The 15,945-nt window shown below is 69.9% G+C and carries 17 protein-coding genes; 5 read left to right on the top strand and 12 right to left on the bottom strand.

Annotated features, from left to right (window positions below):
* Positions 1-17: 17 nt before the first annotated feature.
* Positions 18-977 (bottom strand): alpha/beta hydrolase family protein, encoded by a 960-nt coding sequence (locus tag F3T56_RS37530; RefSeq protein ID WP_149829945.1) that lies wholly within the window; start codon positions 975-977, stop codon positions 18-20.
* A gap of 105 nt (positions 978-1,082) precedes the next feature.
* Between F3T56_RS37530 and F3T56_RS37525 the strand changes: the two genes are divergently transcribed.
* Entirely contained in the window at positions 1,083-1,685 is a 603-nt protein-coding gene (locus F3T56_RS37525) for a TetR/AcrR family transcriptional regulator (RefSeq protein ID WP_149829943.1), read from the top strand.
* A 114-nt stretch (positions 1,686-1,799) separates the two neighbouring features.
* Here the strand turns inward: F3T56_RS37525 and F3T56_RS37520 are convergent, their stop codons facing one another.
* Genes F3T56_RS37520 through F3T56_RS37510 form a run of 3 tightly spaced genes read right to left on the bottom strand, consistent with a single transcriptional unit; the run spans position 1,800 to position 3,782 of the window.
* Positions 1,800-2,735 (bottom strand): ADP-ribosylglycohydrolase family protein, encoded by a 936-nt coding sequence (locus tag F3T56_RS37520; RefSeq protein ID WP_149829941.1) that lies wholly within the window; start codon positions 2,733-2,735, stop codon positions 1,800-1,802.
* Positions 2,722-2,919 carry a DUF397 domain-containing protein gene (locus tag F3T56_RS37515; RefSeq protein WP_149829940.1) on the bottom strand — a complete coding sequence of 66 codons (198 nt, stop codon included), beginning with the start codon at positions 2,917-2,919 and terminating at the stop codon, positions 2,722-2,724. The genes F3T56_RS37520 and F3T56_RS37515 overlap by 14 nt, the downstream gene beginning before the upstream one ends.
* A gap of 11 nt (positions 2,920-2,930) precedes the next feature.
* Complete coding sequence (locus F3T56_RS37510; RefSeq protein ID WP_149829938.1) at positions 2,931-3,782, bottom strand: helix-turn-helix domain-containing protein; 852 nt, start codon at positions 3,780-3,782, stop codon at positions 2,931-2,933.
* 207 nt (positions 3,783-3,989) lie between these two features.
* Between F3T56_RS37510 and F3T56_RS37505 the strand changes: the two genes are divergently transcribed.
* The 3 genes from F3T56_RS37505 to F3T56_RS37495 all read left to right on the top strand — a co-directional run bounded on the left by F3T56_RS37505 (position 3,990) and on the right by F3T56_RS37495 (position 5,241).
* Positions 3,990-4,478, top strand: coding sequence for an ATP-binding protein (locus F3T56_RS37505; RefSeq protein WP_149829936.1), 489 nt, complete (start codon positions 3,990-3,992; stop codon positions 4,476-4,478).
* A gap of 128 nt (positions 4,479-4,606) precedes the next feature.
* On the top strand, positions 4,607-4,963 hold the full coding sequence (locus F3T56_RS37500) for a DUF6247 family protein (RefSeq protein ID WP_149829934.1): 357 nt from the start codon (positions 4,607-4,609) through the stop codon (positions 4,961-4,963).
* A gap of 59 nt (positions 4,964-5,022) precedes the next feature.
* Positions 5,023-5,241, top strand: coding sequence for a hypothetical protein (locus tag F3T56_RS37495; protein WP_149829932.1), 219 nt, complete (start codon positions 5,023-5,025; stop codon positions 5,239-5,241).
* A 116-nt stretch (positions 5,242-5,357) separates the two neighbouring features.
* Here F3T56_RS37495 and F3T56_RS37490 read toward each other — a convergent pair whose 3' ends face one another.
* From F3T56_RS37490 to F3T56_RS37460, 7 genes are all read right to left on the bottom strand, one after another.
* On the bottom strand, positions 5,358-5,624 hold the full coding sequence (locus F3T56_RS37490; RefSeq protein WP_425473715.1) for a hypothetical protein: 267 nt from the start codon (positions 5,622-5,624) through the stop codon (positions 5,358-5,360).
* Between the two features lie 272 nt (positions 5,625-5,896).
* On the bottom strand, positions 5,897-6,277 hold the full coding sequence (locus F3T56_RS37485) for a toxin-antitoxin system YwqK family antitoxin (RefSeq protein WP_149829930.1): 381 nt from the start codon (positions 6,275-6,277) through the stop codon (positions 5,897-5,899).
* Entirely contained in the window at positions 6,277-8,787 is a 2,511-nt protein-coding gene (locus tag F3T56_RS37480; protein WP_149829928.1) for a hypothetical protein, read from the bottom strand. The genes F3T56_RS37485 and F3T56_RS37480 overlap by 1 nt, the downstream gene beginning before the upstream one ends.
* Complete coding sequence (locus F3T56_RS37475) at positions 8,784-9,227, bottom strand: DUF6507 family protein (protein WP_149829926.1); 444 nt, start codon at positions 9,225-9,227, stop codon at positions 8,784-8,786. Before F3T56_RS37475 ends, F3T56_RS37480 begins: the two co-directional genes overlap by 4 nt.
* 188 nt (positions 9,228-9,415) lie before the next feature.
* A complete protein-coding gene (galE, locus tag F3T56_RS37470) occupies positions 9,416-10,399 on the bottom strand; it encodes a UDP-glucose 4-epimerase GalE (RefSeq protein WP_149829924.1) in 984 nt (327 codons plus the stop codon).
* 41 nt (positions 10,400-10,440) lie between these two features.
* Positions 10,441-12,063, bottom strand: a complete 1,623-nt coding sequence (locus tag F3T56_RS37465; protein WP_149829923.1) for a glycosyltransferase family 2 protein — start codon at positions 12,061-12,063, stop codon at positions 10,441-10,443.
* Positions 12,064-12,312: 249 nt separating this feature from the next.
* Positions 12,313-12,828 carry a MarR family winged helix-turn-helix transcriptional regulator gene (locus F3T56_RS37460; protein WP_149829921.1) on the bottom strand — a complete coding sequence of 172 codons (516 nt, stop codon included), beginning with the start codon at positions 12,826-12,828 and terminating at the stop codon, positions 12,313-12,315.
* 137 nt (positions 12,829-12,965) lie between these two features.
* Here F3T56_RS37460 and F3T56_RS37455 point away from each other — a divergent pair, with 137 nt between their 5' ends.
* Positions 12,966-13,379, top strand: a complete 414-nt coding sequence (locus F3T56_RS37455) for an organic hydroperoxide resistance protein (RefSeq protein WP_149829920.1) — start codon at positions 12,966-12,968, stop codon at positions 13,377-13,379.
* Here the strand turns inward: F3T56_RS37455 and F3T56_RS37450 are convergent.
* The gene (locus F3T56_RS37450; protein WP_149829918.1) at positions 13,369-15,648 is read right to left on the bottom strand and encodes a bifunctional glycosyltransferase/CDP-glycerol:glycerophosphate glycerophosphotransferase; all 2,280 of its coding nucleotides are present in this window, start codon (positions 15,646-15,648) and stop codon (positions 13,369-13,371) included. The two genes, F3T56_RS37455 and F3T56_RS37450, sit on opposite strands and share 11 nt — an antisense overlap.
* Between the last annotated feature and the right edge of the window lie 297 nt (positions 15,649-15,945).

The raw sequence follows: 15,945 nt of genomic DNA, 5'->3' as shown, positions 1-15,945 counted from the left end.
GGGGAGAGTGTTGGGGCCTACTTGGACTCGACCTTTCCGAGCGGGTCGGGGCCGGCCGTCAGCGCCTCACTCGCCGCCTGCCAGGCAGGGTCCCCGGGGTACAGCTCCGAGCGGAAGTAGGCCCACGTGAGGCGCTGGACCACGGACACCCGCGCAAGGCTCTCGTCCGTCGTCTCGGCGACGTCGTACCCGGAGACTCCGCCGAGGCCGTGCTCCGCGTCGAACAGAGTGAGCAGGGACTTGTGGCCGGGGGAGAGGACGTAAGGATCGGTGAACCAGACCGGACCCCGAACCGTCAAGTGGGTGGAGGCGTCCTTGTCGCCGACGACCACGAGCGTGGGCGTCGTCATCTTGGAGAAGTCCATGGTCGAGAGGAACGGAAAACCCTCGGCCGCGGACTCGGTGAGGGCGGCGCCACCACTGCCGGGCGCGGCGAGCAGCACACCCGCCTTGATCCGGGGCTCGGCCAGGTCCACTTCCGTACCGTCGTCCGGATCGATCAGCCGAGCGCCGAGCAGCAGGCTCGCGGTGTGCCCGCCCATCGAGTGCCCGGCCACAGCGACCTTGCCGTGGTCCAGGCGTCCGGCGAGCTGCGGGACGGCGGCCTCGATCGCGTCGAGCCGGTCGAGGACGAACGACATGTCCTCGGCCCGCGACCGCCAGAACATCGGCGCTCCGGGGGTGTCGGGGTCCAGGCTCAGCGACCTCGAACTCAGATGGGTGGGCTGGAGGACGACGAAGCCGTGCGCCGCCCAGAAGTTGGCGAGGGGGGCGTAGCCGTTCAGGGAGGAGAGGTGGTTCGAGTGGCCCTGGCCGTGCGAGAGGAGGATGACTGGCAGGTCGCCCCCGGTCACGGGCGCGGACACCCGCACCTCCAGGTCCACGGCCCGGTCGGGAGCCGGCAGCACGACGGGACTGACCGAGAGGACGGGAACGGACGAGCCTAAGGTGGCGGCAGGGTGAACCGATTCGCGCATGATGAGTTGCCCTTCAAAGCGGAGCGCTGTTCCGCTAAACCTACGGAACGTCGTTCCGCTTAGTCAACGGTCGCCGGATCGCTGAATCGTCGGAGGAAGTACGCAGTGCCCACAAAAGGCCAGTCAGGCCAGTCCGAGTCCGAGGAGAAGCCCACCCGAGGCAAACGGGCCGACGCGGTACGCAACCGGCGGACGCTGCTCGCCGCCGCCGCCGAGGTGTTCGTCACCTCGGGCGTCGACGCGCCCATCCGTGAGATCGCGTGCCAGGCGGGCGTCGGGGTGGGGACGATCTACCGCCACTTCCCCACCCGGGCGGATCTCGTCGTCGCCGTCTACCGCCACCAGGTCGAGGCCTGCGCCGAAGCCGGCCCCACCCTGCTGGCAAGCGCCGACTCCCCGCTCGCGGCACTCCGCCAATGGGTCGACCTCTTCGTCGACTTCCTCGTCACGAAGCACGGCCTGGCGGGCGCCCTGCAATCCGACAGCAGCGGCTTCGAAGCGCTCCACGCCTACTTCCTGGACCGCCTGGTCCCCGTCTGCGCCCAGTTGCTCGACGCCGCGGTCGCCGCCGACGAGATCCCTCCCGGCACCCAGCCCTACGAACTGATGCGCGCCATCGGCAACCTCTGCATCGGCCACGACCCCCGCTACGACCCCCGCCGCATGGTCGAGCTGCTACTCCGGGGCCTGCAACACCCGCGTCCGTAGGGGCGGGACTCCTGTGGGCGGTGGCGGCGGTAATTGGCGGATCTGTCCCGCTCGCGGCCTCGGGGAAACCTTTCTTCGGCCGCCCGAGCTGGGACAGATTTACCAATCCCCCACCTACACAGCCAACCTCCGGGCCAGATCGGTGAGTTCGGGCGCCCGCAGGACCCGGTCACCGAACCCCGGCAGGGGTACGTGCAACGGCTCCAGCCACCGCTCCGGGATCCCGTCGACGCCGTACACCGCCCCCGCGAGCCCACCGGTCACGGCGGCGACGGTGTCCGTGTCGCCGCCGAGGTCGACGGCGGCCCGTACGGCGTCCTCGTACGAGTCGGTCGTACGCAGGGCCCACACGGCGGAGCCGAGGCAGGGCCAGACGGCGCCGTTGAACTCCGTTGCGTCGTCGGGGTGCCAGGTGGGGGAGAGGACGGTGGCGTACCGGGGCCGGTGGCCGAGGGGTACGGCCTCCAGGATGTCGGGCAGGGCGGCGATCGGGTCGCCGCCGCCGAGTGCGATCCGTACGAGTTCGTGGAAGACCGCCGTACCCTCCCAGGCCGCCGGGTCCCCGTGCGTGAGCGCGGAAAGCCTCCGGCCGGCGTCCATGGTGGCGTCCCTGCCCTGTGGCGCGAAGTACACCGCCGAGGTCGCCGCCCGCATCAACGCGCCGTTGCCCGCGGCACGTTGGTTGACCTGGAAGTGGAGGGCTGCGGCCAGGTCCCAGGGGTCGCCGCTCCCGAGTACGTCCTCGGTCTGGATGCCGATGTCCTTGGGGTCGGCCGCCGCCCAGCGCTGGAACCGCCGGAAGACGTCGGGCAGTTCGAGCCCGCCGCAGTCGACGAGTGACTCCCCGACGAGCACGGCCATCTGTGTGTCGTCGGTCGCCTCACCGGGGTCCCAGCCGCCGCCCCCGCACATCTCCCCGCCGTGGCCGGGCTTCGGGAAACGCGCGGAGAACGCCCCTTCGGGGCTGAACTCGAAGGGGGCGCCGAGGGCGTCGCCCACGGCGGAGCCGAGCACGGTGCCGAGGGCCCGCTGCGGATCAATGACGGCCAAGAGTGCCTGCTTTGAGGGTGGTGAGGAGGGCGTGGAGGGGGGTGGGGGTGGTGGTGAGGTGGGTGGTGGGGGTGTCGCTCTCGCGTATTCGTATGGAGGTGGGGGTGGGAGCGAGTTCGACGCAGTCGTCGCCGGAATCCGTGCCGGAGAAGGACGACTTCTGCCAGTTGAAGGGGCCGCGCATGCCGGTTCCTTTCACAGATCGCGGGCGATGCGGGTGATGAGGTCACGCGACTCCGTGGGCGGGAGAGCTGTGGCCAACACTCGCTCATAGCGCCGTTGATACTGCATCAGGTGTGATTCGGCATTGAAGAACTCGCCGCGGTGGGCTGTGTCGATCTGCACGGTGTCGAGCTGAGGGACCGGGCCGTGCAGATAGAGCATGGAGTACGCGTTACCGGCGAACTCCTCAGTGTCGAAGGGCAGAACGCGTACGGTCACGTTGGCCCGTTCGGAGCGTTCAAGGACTTGCTCCAGTTGTCGCAGAGCAGTACGGCGGCCGCCGACCCGCATACGGAGAGCCGCCTCGTGGATGACAGCTTCGTACGGCTTACCAGGCGATCCGCCGATGGTCTGCTGCCGCTGCAAGCGGAAGGCCACAAAGGTGTCCACGTCCTCCTTCGTCACGTCTGGTGACGCGTAATTGAACATGGCCCGCATATGGTCCTCGGTCTGCAGCAAGCCCGGAACATGGATGACTTGGAAGGTGCGGATGCGAGTGGCGTGATGCTCACACTCCGCCAGGTCGCGCCCTTGCGGGGCGATTCCACCCCGGTACTCCTGCCACCACCCCTTGCCCCGTTCGCTCGCCATGTCCACCAAGGCCTCGACGTACGCCGTGTCGTTGCATGAGCAGTGGGCTGCCAGACGGCGGATGCGCTCACCGCTTATGCCGGCGCGGCCGGTTTCCACATGGCTCTGGTGCATGGGGCTTGAACCGAGGAACGCGGCGGCTGCTCGGGCGGTGATACCAGCCCGTTCACGCAACTTGCGCACCTCGGCGCCCAGGCGCTGCTGTCGGGCCGTCGGGTTGCTCCTTAGCGGCATCCGCCCCTTCTCCCTGGTCGTCCCGCTGAACGAGTCTGCCGGGCAAGCATGGCACGGGTCACACGGTCGAGTGCCAATCTGTGTGTATGGGTTGCTCCGTCAATACATTGCGCCCTACCTTCGGTGACGTGCCCGGCACTCCGAGTGCACCCTGCCTCGCCGTGCCTCAACTCGCCCATGCCCCAAGCAAGTTGGAGTTGACGAGCCATGCCCAAATACCAACTCAACTGCCCCCTCCTCCCCACCACTCCCCGCGTCGCCCGAGACTTCGTCACCACCGTCCTCCGTGCCCTCGAACTCGACGCCCTCGTGGACGACGCCGTGCTCTGCACCTCCGAGCTGGTCACCAACTCCTGCGTACACGCGAAGGGTTCGGGCGGCGCCCTGTTACTGCTGGACACGGACGACTACGACAGCGCCGTACGCGTCACCGTCTACGACCGGGACCGCACACCCCCGTCCCTCCACGAGGGTTACGACGCCGAATCGGGCCGGGGCCTGTGGATCGTGGACACCGTCACGGGGGGCCGCTGGGGCACCGAGCATTTGGGGGCAGCGGGGAAGGGGGTCTGGTTCGAACTGGGCGGCGGCCTCGCTACCGAGGGTGTGATCCCTCCGCGTACCGGCAACGGGTCTGCTCGCCGCGATCATCCCGCTCAAGTTCTGCGAGCGGGCGGTGACCGTCCTTGGTCGTGATCCGGCTCGCGTTCCCGGGCCGGAAAACGTGCTCGCGCGCCGCTGCTCTGGCAAGTGATGAGTTCGGGCAGAACGATGCCGATCGGCGGCAGAGCGAGGAGCGAGGAGCGAGGAGCGAGGAGCGAGGGATGAGCGCACAGGCCGTGCATCACGACGGGCCGATCATCCCGATGCCCCCGTTGACAAGGGACGCGTTGCGGGAGGCAGCGAAGCGGCTGAGCCTTGTCGACCTCCCGCAGTTCGATCTGGAAGCCGGACGGGCATTCGACCAGGCCGGCCAGACCGGGAGCACGGCCCCGCTCCGGCTCTTCCTCAAACGCTGGGGGGTCTTCGTGGCGATCGAGCGGGACCCGGTCCGGGCGGCCCGCCTGCACGAGGCCGAGCGGATCTCGCAGGACGGCGCCGCCGGCGAACCGGAGTTCCGCGCTGCCATGACGGAGATCAACAGGATTCTGCGCGAAGCCGAACAGGAGATCGCGGATTGAACGACCAGGTGCCGCCGGATCCTGAGTGGGCTTAGGAATACGGGGCAGAGCCGGACTGGGTGGTCGGCGATCTTCCTGTTGAGGCGCGTACGGCAGCCGAGGAGGTCGAACGGGAACTCGTCGTGCTCGCGTCATTGGGCCAGGATCCGGGCGACGGGGCCACCGTCACGAATCCACAGGGCCTGCGAGTGATCGCCATGGGGCCGCTCATGGTGTGGTACCAGATCATCGACTACCGGAAGCGCGTGTACATCCAGCGAGTGACTTGGGTCGGCTGAGCACAGATCCCATCACTGGATGGGGTGGCTCCGGTGTCGGCCCGCCCACGATCCCGACGCGCGGTGGTCCCGCGTCGACGTGCGGGGTGCCGCCAGGCAAGGCCAGTACCCGGATGTCAGGGCAGGTCCGTCAGGTCCGGTCCCCGGCCGTCTATCACCTCCGGGATCTTGACGCCGTGTCCCTCGGCGCTGCCGAAGTACGTGGGATCGCCGGGCTCGGCGGAGACGCCCAGAAGTGCGTCGAGTGACTGGAGGGCCGCCGCGAGGCGTGGGGCGTTCTGCTTTTCCACGTCCGGATGGGGCAGGCCCCGGAAGTCGAAGGGCCCCCAGATGTCGTGGAACACGGCCAGTTCCGCCCAGACTCCGGGAGCGTCCGGTGCCACCGTCAATTCGACCAGCCGGAAGGTGCTGGCCCTTGAACAGGAGGTTCCTCGGATTCCCCGACTCGGGCACCTTGAGGCGCACTTCGGGTTCGCCGAGCGCGAGGCGGTGGGAGACCAGCGCCGCATACGCGGCCAGCAGATCACGCAGGCACAGCAGGAGAGCGTCGGCAGCCCCGTCGTCACGTCCCCAGGCCCACCGGGCGACGGGAGTGCCGACGATCATCATGTTCCCTCCACCGTCGGCCCTCTGCTTTCCGTCCTCCGCGAAGCTGTTATCCCTGCCTGGTTCCCTCGGGGGCTTGCCAAGCCCGGATCTGTTCGCCGTTCTCGTTCCACTCGAATTCCGCGAGTGGGCGATGGCCGTCCTCGGTCGTGATGCGCTTGGCCGCGAGGGTTCCGTTGGGATGCCATCTCTTTGCCTCCCCGACCGGAAAGCCCATGCGCATGTTTCCTTCGGCTCGCAGGTTCCCGTTCTCGAACCATTGCTTGACGGGGCCGTCCACAATTCCGTCGCGGTAGGTCTCCAGGCTGACCAGCGCGCTGCCTTGGTATTCGACGACTTCCCCGGTGAACAGCTCCCCCTGGTAGAAGAGGCGCTCTCCGTCGTCGAAATCCACCTCGGGATCGTCGATGTCGATACGCGGAAGAGTCATCAGGGAATCCAGTTCTCGGGGCCTGCGGGGTCCTTGAGGTAACGGCCGTGGCTGCTCGGTACCCCTTCCAGCATATGGTTGCAGTTGCCGCAGAACGGCGCGCCCCGGGGATAGGTGCCGGTCGCTTTGTCGGCCAGGTAAGGGAATTGGACCGAGGCGCGCATCTCCGCCAGCGCCGCCGGGCCGTCCGGCAGGCCTGCCTGCGTGCGGGCCCAGAGGAGCTGGTTCGCGGCCTTCACCTCAGCATGGCTGAGGATGTCCCCGTGGTGCGGTGGGTTGTCGACGATCTGGTCGTAGCGCGCCCGCAGTGTCGGGTGCAACTCGGAGAGCGGAATCGGATGGGCGGGCCGGGGGCCGTTGATGCCCTCGACGACGTGCCCGGTGCGGAGATCCATGACCGAACCGGCGCACGCTCCGGTCTGTGCCCGTGGCCAGGTCTTGGCTTCCTTGGCCTGCAGATAGGCGTCGGCACGCTCACGGGACAGGTCGTCCAGGTAGTTGGCGACCGGACGGCCGTTCACCTCGGTGATGAGGTCGCCGGAACGCGTCACCTGGCTCTCGTCCAGCTGCGCGAGGAGCTTCTCACCCGCACCGGGCGGCGGCACCACGCCGTCTCCGCCCGGCAGATCGGTGATGTCGTTGACCGGAGGTGTCGCCGGGGGTTCCGCTTGGTTGTCCCTGCCGGATTCCGGGTGCTGCCCGGTAGTGTCGCCCTGGCCCGAGGCGGAGCCCTCGCCGTGACTGCCGGAGGGGGTCTCGCCATGGCCCCCTGAGGGGGTTTCCGAGTGCCCTGCACCTGATGTCTCCACGTGCCCACCCGAAGTCGTCTCACCGTGGCCGTGCCCGCCACCGGTGGGACCCTCACCGCCGCGTGAGCCCCCGCCGCCGGTCGGTGTCTCACGGCTCCCGGACGGCCCTCGGCCCAGGTCATCGGCGCGGCCACCGGGCAGGTTGTCCGCGCGACCACCCGGCAGGCCGTTGTCCCCGGTCCGCCCTGTGGCACCCAGGTCGTCGCTGACCCGACCGGTCCCGCCCAGGTCGTCCCCGACCCGGCCCACAACCGTCGTGCCGTCGCCCACCCTGGCGCCCGCGCCCACCAGCTCCGGCTGCCTGGTGTCGACGTCGGCGGCGCGCTCGGCCGCCGTGCCCTCGCGGGCGATGTCGTCCAGGGACTCGCGTACCGTGCCGTCGGCGTTGTGCATGACCAGGGTGTCGGTGTTGAGGTAGACGACCTCGCCCTGGGGGGTTTCCATGCGGACGCTGTTCTCGGGGGTGAGGCCGGTCGGGACGTCGTCCGTGATGTTCGTCGGGAGGTCGTCCGCGAGGTTCGGGGTGTCGGCGATCTGGTACGTGCCCTCGCCGAGCCTGATGTGGGTGCCGTCGGTGATGCCGCGCAGGCCCGCCATCACGTCGCTGATCTTGACGGCGGTCGCGCCGACGCCCTTCGTGATGTACGTCATCGGGTCGACGATCCTGCCCGCCCGGCCCGCGAAGGACAGGGCCTTGGCGATGGCGCCCGCCTTGCCGGCGCCCGCCACGGCGCCGCCCGCGCCGCCGGTGAAGACCGTCGTCAGGACGTTGAACGTGACCGCTCCGGCCGCGCGAGACGGGTTCTTGCCCCACTCGTCGTAGGCGATGAGCGCCTTCCCGGTCTCCACGACCGCCGTACGGGAGTCGCGCAGCCAGGAGGGGAGTTTGTCGGCCGGGGTCAGCCAGTAGGCGGCTCCCAGCGGTGTCGCCGTAATGAGGATGCCGGTCGCGAGTTTGCCGAGGCCGACCCAGGCCTGGCCCGCCGCGTCCCAGCCGTTGACGCCCACCAGCGTGCCGAGGCCCTTGATGGTGCCCCACACGCCGTCGACGAAGAAGCCGACGGTGAAGTCCCAGGCGTGCTCGTGGATGTAGTACCAGGGGTTGGACTCCTCGACGGGGTCGCCCCAGGGCAGACCGCCGGCGTTGTCGAGGTCCTCGCCCCGGAAGCCGTACATGTTCTCTTTGCTGGAGCCGTCGTTGATGATGAGCGGCTCGCCGCCGATGAGGGCGATGATCTTGTTGTAGCAGTCGCGTTCGGCGGCCTGGAAGGCGGCGTACGCGGCGTTGATGTCGGAGCGGCGGTTGTTGTTCTCCTCGACGAGGTCACCGTCCGCGCGCCACTCGTCGTCGTCCGCGATGCGGTTGCGGAAGCCGATCGCGTCCTGGCGGAGCTGCTCGAACCGCGCCTTCAGCGGCCCGACCGCCGCGGCGTAGTCGTCGAGGGCCGAGGCCACGGTCTCCAGCTCCGTGGAGAACTCGCCGCCCTTCGTTGCCACCGGCGCGGTCGTCGCGAAGAGCTGCTCCGCCTCCGGGGCCTTGTAGTACGCGGAGAGGCCGCCGAAGCGGGTGTGGATGTCCGAGGCCGAGTCCTTCAGGGACGTACCGGCCGAACGGATCCCCGCGATGTTCTCGTCCAGCTGCTCCAGGTTGCCGGTGAACTCGGGGACTTCCTCCGGGATGACGGGGATGTCGTCGCTCACTGCGGCCCCCGCCCGTTGCCGTTGCCGTTGCCGTCGACGCCCGGCGGCGGGGGCACCACCGTCGCCTTCAGCGCGTTGGTCTGATGCTGCTCGGCCATGTCCAGGTCGCCGATGACGTACGCGTTGGTGGCGCCCGCCGCGCCCTGTACGGAGTCGATGGTCCGCTGCGCCATGAACGCCAGCTTCTGCTGCCGGTCCGACATGTACTGGCTCAGCGCCGCCGCCACCGGGCCGACCGGCACACGCGGGGTGCCGGCGACCACCGGACCGATCATGGGCCCGCTGAACTGGCCGCCCGGCACCGCCGTACCGGCCGACTCCGCCGCGCCCGCCATGTTCGTCACCAGCGAGTTGGCGGCCTTCTCCAGACCGCCCGCCGCCTCACCGGTCGAGTTCAGCGTGGTCTGCACGTTGTTCGGATCGATGTCCCAGACCGGCATCGTCGCTACCCCCGTAACGCCCCTGTCGGATACGTCGTTCGCTTTCGTTCGCTTCCCTCATTACACACGAACAACCGTCACCGTTCAGTTCCCGCGCGACGTCAATCTCGCCACATACCGTGCTGCTTCACCGTGCTTCACAGGGAATTTCGCAGGGGCATGCAGGGGCATGCAGGGGCGTACAGGGGTTATTTCGCCGGGTGGTTCAGGGTCCAGCCCGCCCACGCCGACGCGATCATGTCGTCGACGCCGTGGCGTGCCTTCCAGCCCAGTTCCGCGGCGATCCGGTCGGCGGACGCGACGACGCGCGCGGGGTCGCCGGGGCGGCGGTCCACGACCACCGGCTCGGTGTCGTGGCCGGTGAGCGCGTTGATCCGGTCGATCATCTCGCGCACCGAAACACCTTCCCCGCGCCCGATGTTGAGCGTGAGGTCCGTGCCCGGAGTCTCGCGCAGCCGTCGCGCGGTCGCGACATGGGCCTCGGCGAGGTCCACGACGTGGATGTAGTCGCGGACACAAGTTCCGTCGGGGGTCGGGTAGTCGGCGCCGAAGATCCTGGGCGGGGCGTCCTCGGAGAGCTTCTCGAAGACCATGGGGACGAGGTTGAAGACGCCGGTGTCCGCCAGTTCGGGGGCGGCCGCGCCCGCCACGTTGAAGTAGCGCAGCGAGGCCGTGGACAGGCCCGTGGCCCGGCCCGTCGCCCGTACCAGCCACTCGCCGACCAGCTTGGTCTCGCCGTACGGGCTCATCGGCGCGCACGGGGTCTCCTCGGTGACGAGGGCCTCATCTCGCGCGGCGGACGGCATGCCGTAGACGGCGGCGGAGGAGGAGAAGACGAAGGAGGCGACCCCGGCGTCGGTGACGGCGAAGAGCAGGGTGCGCAGGCCCTCGACGTTCTCCCGGTAGTAGTGCAGCGGCAGGTCTACCGACTCGCCGACCTGCTTCTTCGCCGCGAGATGGACGACGCCGGTGATGCCCCGGTCCCGGATCACGTTCGCCAGGCGCTCCGCGTCGAGGGTGGAGCCGACCTCCAACGGCACGCCCTCGGGCACCCGTTCGGCGATCCCCGTGGACAGGTCGTCGTAGACGACGGCCTGTTCGCCCGCGTCGAGCATCGCGCGCACGACGTGCGCCCCGATGTAGCCGGCGCCGCCGGTGATCAGCCAGGTCATGGACGACCGTCCCCTCGTAGGTGATGAGCAGGTGATGAGTGTCAGTGAAGCAGGCGTTTGAGGCGGCGGCGGAGCACTTCGGTCAATCCGCGCCAACCGGGCGCGAGTCGGACCGCGAGCGCCCCCGCGTGGGTCGCGTACGGCTGGACCAGGAGTACACCGTGGCGTGCGCTAGGCAGTGCGCGCCGGCGCAGCAGCCCTGCGCCCGCGAGCGCGTGGGCGGTGGTGTTCCGGTGGGTGCCGTCCTTGAAGCGCACCCGCACCCGGAGGTCCCAGGTGCCGCTGCCCAGCGCCTCCAGGTCCAGGGGGACCTCGGCCGACCAGTGGCCGGACTCGGACGCGGACGCGGACTCCGGGTGGGCCGTGAGGGGTGTCGTACCGGTGAAGCCCACCCGCCCGTCGTCCCGTTCGGTGATCTCCACCTCCATGGTCTCCGGGCTCGCGTCGGCCATCCGCCCGTACAGCTCGTGCAACCGCAGCCGGAGCACGGTCCCACGCGCGCGTGGCCGCAGTTCCGCGTCGACGGCGGCGGGCAGCAGGTGCACGGGGCGGATCAGGAGGTGGTCCAGCTCGACCTGGGGCAGGTCCGCCGACCAGACGGGGGAGCCGTCGCCCGCGCGCGCGTACGGCGGGTTCAGCCGGGGCGGGCGGGCCGCCATCTCCTTCAGCCGGCCCAGGTCGCGCGGCTCCTCGGCGGCGAGTATCACCCGGGCGACGACCCGGCCGGGCGCGGGCGCCGGGTGGAAGTCGCGCTCGTCGAAGGAGGACAGGTACGCGCGCGTGAGGGTCCACCACTCACGCCGGTACTCCGCGCCGCGCAGGTCCAGTTCGCGCGCGTACATCCGCAGCGAGTGGTCGAGGAAGCGGGCCCGGGTCGCCCGCGCCAGCCGCTTCTCCCCGGCGCCCAGCAGGATGTCGTACGACAGTTGGTCGGCGTCGACGCGGGCCCGCCAGTTGGCGATGCCCGAGCGGTCCAGGGAGATGGACAGCCGGGCCGCCGAGCGGCGCACGTTCCAGACGTACACCGGGTCGGGGACGAGCGCGACGCGTGGGCCGGCGGCCAGGACGCGCGCGACGAACACGAAGTCCTCGTACGGGAAGCGTCCTTCGGGGAAGTGGATGCCTCGCTCGCGCAGGAAAGCCGTGCGATAGAGCTTGTTGACGCAGAGGGTGTCGTGCACCAGGCGTACGCGCCGCGCGGGGTGCGCGACCAGCGTGCGCCGGGTGTACAGCTCGGGCTGCCAGGGGGTTTCGCGCCCCGACGGCAGCTCCTTGCGCAGACACAGGCCGGCCGCGACGGGCGCGTCGTGCCGCACGGCCGCGTCCAGCAGCGCGTCCACGGCACCCAGCGGCAGTACGTCGTCGCTGTCCAGGAACATCACGTACGGGGAGGTCGCGGCCCGTAGGCCCTCGTTGCGGGGGGTGCCGCAGCCGCCGCTGTTCGTCGGGCGCCGGATGACTTTCAGGCGTGGTTCGTCGGCGGCCAGCCGCTCCAGCAACTCCCCGCTGCCGTCGGTCGAACAGTCGTCGACCGCGATCACCTCGCCCACGGCCGGGCCCTGCGCGAGGGCCGAGCGCACGGCGTCCGTGACGTGGGGGGCGTCGTCGTATCCGATGACCACGACGGTGACCTGCGGATGCGCATGCGCTTGCTGAACAGTCATGTGTGCCCCGGACCCGAGAGAGGTGTGCGTAACTTTCCGTTCAGGGCGGTTTTGCTGCCCGGTGGGGAAGATGACTCGGGAGAGCGTGGGGTTCCGCTTTGGGGTGGGTGACTCTGGTGGCGGGGAGTTGACGCGGTTGGGTTGGGGCGCCTGAGAGCTCGGTTTGATCGGCGGGGGCGCGACTGCGGGTGGGTGGGGGCTTGTCGCGCCCACGCGGCGGAGCCGCATGTCGATACAGCCCCGCGCCCCTTACGGGGCGGGGGTCTCCAGGGCTGCTTCGTCCAGGGCTGTCGTCAAGCGGTTCAGGCGGTCTCGTAGGTCTCGTATCTCCTCGATGTCCAACGCCGTCGCGGCGACGATGCGGCGTGGTACGGCCAGGGCGCGTTCGCGCAGGGCGGTGCCTTCATCGGTCAGGCGTACCTCTACCGAGCGTTCGTCGCGGGGGCTGCGTTCGCGTCGTACGAGGCCGGCCGCCTCCAGGCGCTTCAGGAGCGGGGAGAGCGTTCCGGAGTCGAGCCGCAGGTGCTCGCCCAGCTTCTTCACGGGCAGCTCGCCCTGCTCCCACAGCACCAGCATCACCAGGTACTGGGGATAGGTGATCCTCAGGTCCTTCAGGGCCACGCGGTAGACGCTGTTGAAGGCGCGCGAGGCGGCGTGCAGGGAGAAGCAGATCTGCCGGTCGAGGCGGAGGAAGTCCTCCTCGGAGATCTCCTGAGAAGTCGTGTGCGAGATCTCCTCGGGCAAGGGGGCGGCGCTCGTGGTCATGGGGCCAGGATACCGCGCCGCCCATCATTTAGTTGTAGACAATTGAATTGTGTGCTCTACTTGAGTCCGTGAACGGCGGCCGGACCGGATCGCCGGACGTGATGCGAACTGTGAACTGTGAAAGGGACGGATCTCCCATGGACGCGCTCTACACCGCTGTCGCCACCGCCACCCACGGCCGTGAGGGCCGCGCCGTCACCAACGACGGCAAGATCGACCTCGCGCTGAGCATGCCGGTGGAGCTGGGCGGTAACGGCCAGGGCACCAACCCGGAGCAGCTGTTCGCCGCCGGGTACGCCGCGTGCTTCGGCAGCGCCCTCGGCCTGGTCGGCCGCGCCGCGAAGGTCGACGTCAGCGACGCGGCCGTGACCGCCGAGGTCGGCATAGGCAAGCAGGGTGACGGCTTCGCCCTCGCCGTCACCCTCCGCGTCGAGCTGCCCGACACGGTCGACGAGGCCACCGGCCGCAAGCTCGTCGAGCAGGCCCACCAGGTCTGCCCCTACTCCAACGCGACCCGCAACAACATCCCGGTCGAGCTCGTCATCGAGTAATCGAGTAGCCGAGCGGCTCGTTTCGACGCCTGACCCGCGCCCCTGGATCTCCAGGGGCGCGGAGTCGTTGCGGTGCCTGGAAAGGTTCCCTCAGCATCAGCGTCCGTACCACCCGCTCGGCCGCCCGCCCGTCGTCGAACTCGCAGTACCGCTCCCTGAAGCCCGCCCGCAGGCGCGTCGACTCGGCGTCCCGCCACTGCCCGGAGTCGAACAGCGAGGTCAACTCCCGGTAGGAGTAGGAAACATGGCCGGGAGGGTCGGTGGTGATGTCGACGTACGCACCCCGGATGGCTGTGAAGGCGCCCCAGTCGTCGGCGTGGATGACGATCGGGCGGTCGAGGTTGGCGTAGTCGAACATCAGGGGCGAGTAGTCGGTGACGAGGACGTCGGAGGCGAGCATCACCTCTTCGACGTGCGGCTCGTCGGTCGCGTCGACCAGGACCCCCCGCCGGTGCAGTTCGGCGAGCCCGAAGCCGCGTGCCGGGCCGTCCGCGAGGGACGGGTGCAGCCGTACGACGAGGGTGTGGGCCTCGCCGAGGCTGCGGCGCAGGTCCTCGGCGAACCGGGCGAGGTCGAAGCGCTCGACGTGCCCGCCGCGCCGGTGGTCGCGGGGCGAGGGCGCGTACAGGATGACCGTGTGCCCGGCAGGGATGCCGAGCCGCGCACGCACCTCCGCGCCGCTGTCCGGCCCCGCGTTCACGAGGACATCGTTGCGCGGGCTCCCGGTGCGCAGCGAGGTGAAGCCGCACGGGTACGCCCTGCTCCACACCAGCTCCGAGTGGCGGTTGGCGATCAGGCTGTAGTCCCAGGGGGCGGCCCGGCGGTCGGCCCGGCGCAGCATCCGCGGCACGTCCGGGGCGAGCCGGGCGCCAGGCTCGTACAGCGGGTCGGCGGCCATGAACTTGAGGGGCGTGCCCCGGTGGGTGTGGATGTGCACGCTGCCCGGGCGTCTGGTGAGGATGCAGAGCGGCAGAGTGACGTTGTCGACGACGTACGTCGCCCGCGCGGTCAGTCGCAGATGCTCGGGCGAGCCCGGCGTCACGTACTCGACGTCCGCCGGCAGCGCCGCCACCTGCTCCGGCCGTACCACCCACACCCCGCGGACGTGCGGCGCCAGTTCACGGGCGGCCCGGTACACGGCCGCCGGATCGCCGAGCACGCCGCGGTGCGAGAACGCCGAGTACACCGCCAGATCCGGGTCCAGCGGCAGCCGTTCGTGCACCAGGGACCAGCTCCGCCGTAGCTGCTCGGCCCCCGCCGCGCGCACCACTTCGCCGCCCGCGCCGAGTGCGTCGCGCACCCGCCGGGCCTGCCGCTGGGCCCGGTAACCGGCCCAACCGCCTTCCAGTACCCGGAACTCGGGGGCCACGGTCTCGCCGTGCGAGCCGTCCGGCCCGTACTTCCGGAACAGTTCCGCCGTCCGTCGGAAGAACTCCCCCTTGTCCTTGGCCGGTACCCGGTCCGGTCGGTCGAGGATGTCCAGGCAGTGCTCCGCCATCCTGCGCCGCAGATACGGTCGCCAGCGCACCGCCACCTGCTCCGGCCGGGAGTCCAGGAAGGTGAAGACCCGCTCGTACTGGTCGTGGACGTCGAAGTGCGCCCGGCCGGTGGTGGACAGGAGGTTGCCCTGCCGCCGCTGCCGGTACGCCACGCAGATCCGGTCCAGCGTGGCGATCCGGCCGGCGGTGAGCAGTACCGGGTACGTCCAGGGCGTGTCCTCGTAGGGGCCGGGCGGGAAACGGAATCCGTGCTCCGCCACGAACTCCCGCCGGTACGCCTTGTTCCACGCGACCGGGAGCAGATCGAGGATCTCCGGGTGCTCCGCGACCGTGAACGTGCCGTCCCCGACCGCCTTCAGGATGTGCGCGAGGGGGTTCCGGCTGGTTCCGCCCCACCAGTACGTGCGGGTGTGGTCGAAGACCAGCACGTCGGGGTCGTCGGCCTCGTCCAGGCGGTCGGCCAGTGCGCGCAGGGCGCCCGGGGTGAGGGTGTCGTCGCTGTCCAGGAAGAGGAGGTAGTCGCCGGTGGCGTGCGGTAGGCCGGCGTTGCGGGCTCGGCCGGGGCCTACGTTCGTGGGCAGGTGCAGTACGTGTACGCGGGGGTCGCGGGCGGCGTAGGCGTCGAGGATCTCGGCGCTGCCGTCTGTTGAGCAGTCGTCGACGGCGATCACCTCCAGGTCGCGGTACGACTGCTCCAGCAGGGAGTCGAGGCACTCACGTACGAAGTCCCGGATCTTGAAGACCGGGACGATGACACTGAAGCGGGGCATTCTGTCCTTTCGGGTTCGCGTCTGCTGGGAGGGGGTTCCTGCCGGCTTTTTCTCGCCCCCGCCGCCCCTACCCATTCCCATCCCCAGGGGCTGCGCCCCTTCGGCCCCCGCGGGAGAGCTCGGTCCAGTCGGTGTGTTGGCGGGTGCGGGTGGGTGGGGGCTTGTCGCGCAGTTCCCCGCGCCCCTGAAAAGACGGGGCTGCGCCCCAGTCTTTTCAGCGGCCCGCAGGGCCGTGCCTTTAGGGGCGCGGGGAACTGCGCGAGCAACCAACGACAACCCGCACCCGCCATACAAACC

This window comes from Streptomyces tailanensis (assembly GCF_008386495.1).
Classification (GTDB): domain Bacteria; phylum Actinomycetota; class Actinomycetes; order Streptomycetales; family Streptomycetaceae; genus Streptomyces; species Streptomyces tailanensis.
This window is presented reverse-complemented; position numbering and strand designations above follow the sequence as displayed.

Coding starts and splice junctions, on each gene's coding strand:
- F3T56_RS37530 (WP_149829945.1), bottom strand. CDS start 977: ATGCGCGAATCGGTTCACCCTGCCGCCACCTTAGGCTCGTCCGTTCCC.
- F3T56_RS37500 (WP_149829934.1), top strand. CDS start 4,607: ATGAGCGCACAGGCCGTGCATCACGACGGGCCGATCATCCCGATGCCC.
- F3T56_RS37485 (WP_149829930.1), bottom strand. CDS start 6,277: ATGACTCTTCCGCGTATCGACATCGACGATCCCGAGGTGGATTTCGAC.
- F3T56_RS37510 (WP_149829938.1), bottom strand. CDS start 3,782: ATGCCGCTAAGGAGCAACCCGACGGCCCGACAGCAGCGCCTGGGCGCC.
- F3T56_RS37475 (WP_149829926.1), bottom strand. CDS start 9,227: ATGCCGGTCTGGGACATCGATCCGAACAACGTGCAGACCACGCTGAAC.
- F3T56_RS37450 (WP_149829918.1), bottom strand. CDS start 15,648: ATGCCCCGCTTCAGTGTCATCGTCCCGGTCTTCAAGATCCGGGACTTC.
- F3T56_RS37455 (WP_149829920.1), top strand. CDS start 12,966: ATGGACGCGCTCTACACCGCTGTCGCCACCGCCACCCACGGCCGTGAG.
- F3T56_RS37505 (WP_149829936.1), top strand. CDS start 3,990: ATGCCCAAATACCAACTCAACTGCCCCCTCCTCCCCACCACTCCCCGC.
- galE (WP_149829924.1), bottom strand. CDS start 10,399: ATGACCTGGCTGATCACCGGCGGCGCCGGCTACATCGGGGCGCACGTC.
- F3T56_RS37515 (WP_149829940.1), bottom strand. CDS start 2,919: ATGCGCGGCCCCTTCAACTGGCAGAAGTCGTCCTTCTCCGGCACGGAT.
- F3T56_RS37460 (WP_149829921.1), bottom strand. CDS start 12,828: ATGACCACGAGCGCCGCCCCCTTGCCCGAGGAGATCTCGCACACGACT.
- F3T56_RS37465 (WP_149829923.1), bottom strand. CDS start 12,063: ATGACTGTTCAGCAAGCGCATGCGCATCCGCAGGTCACCGTCGTGGTC.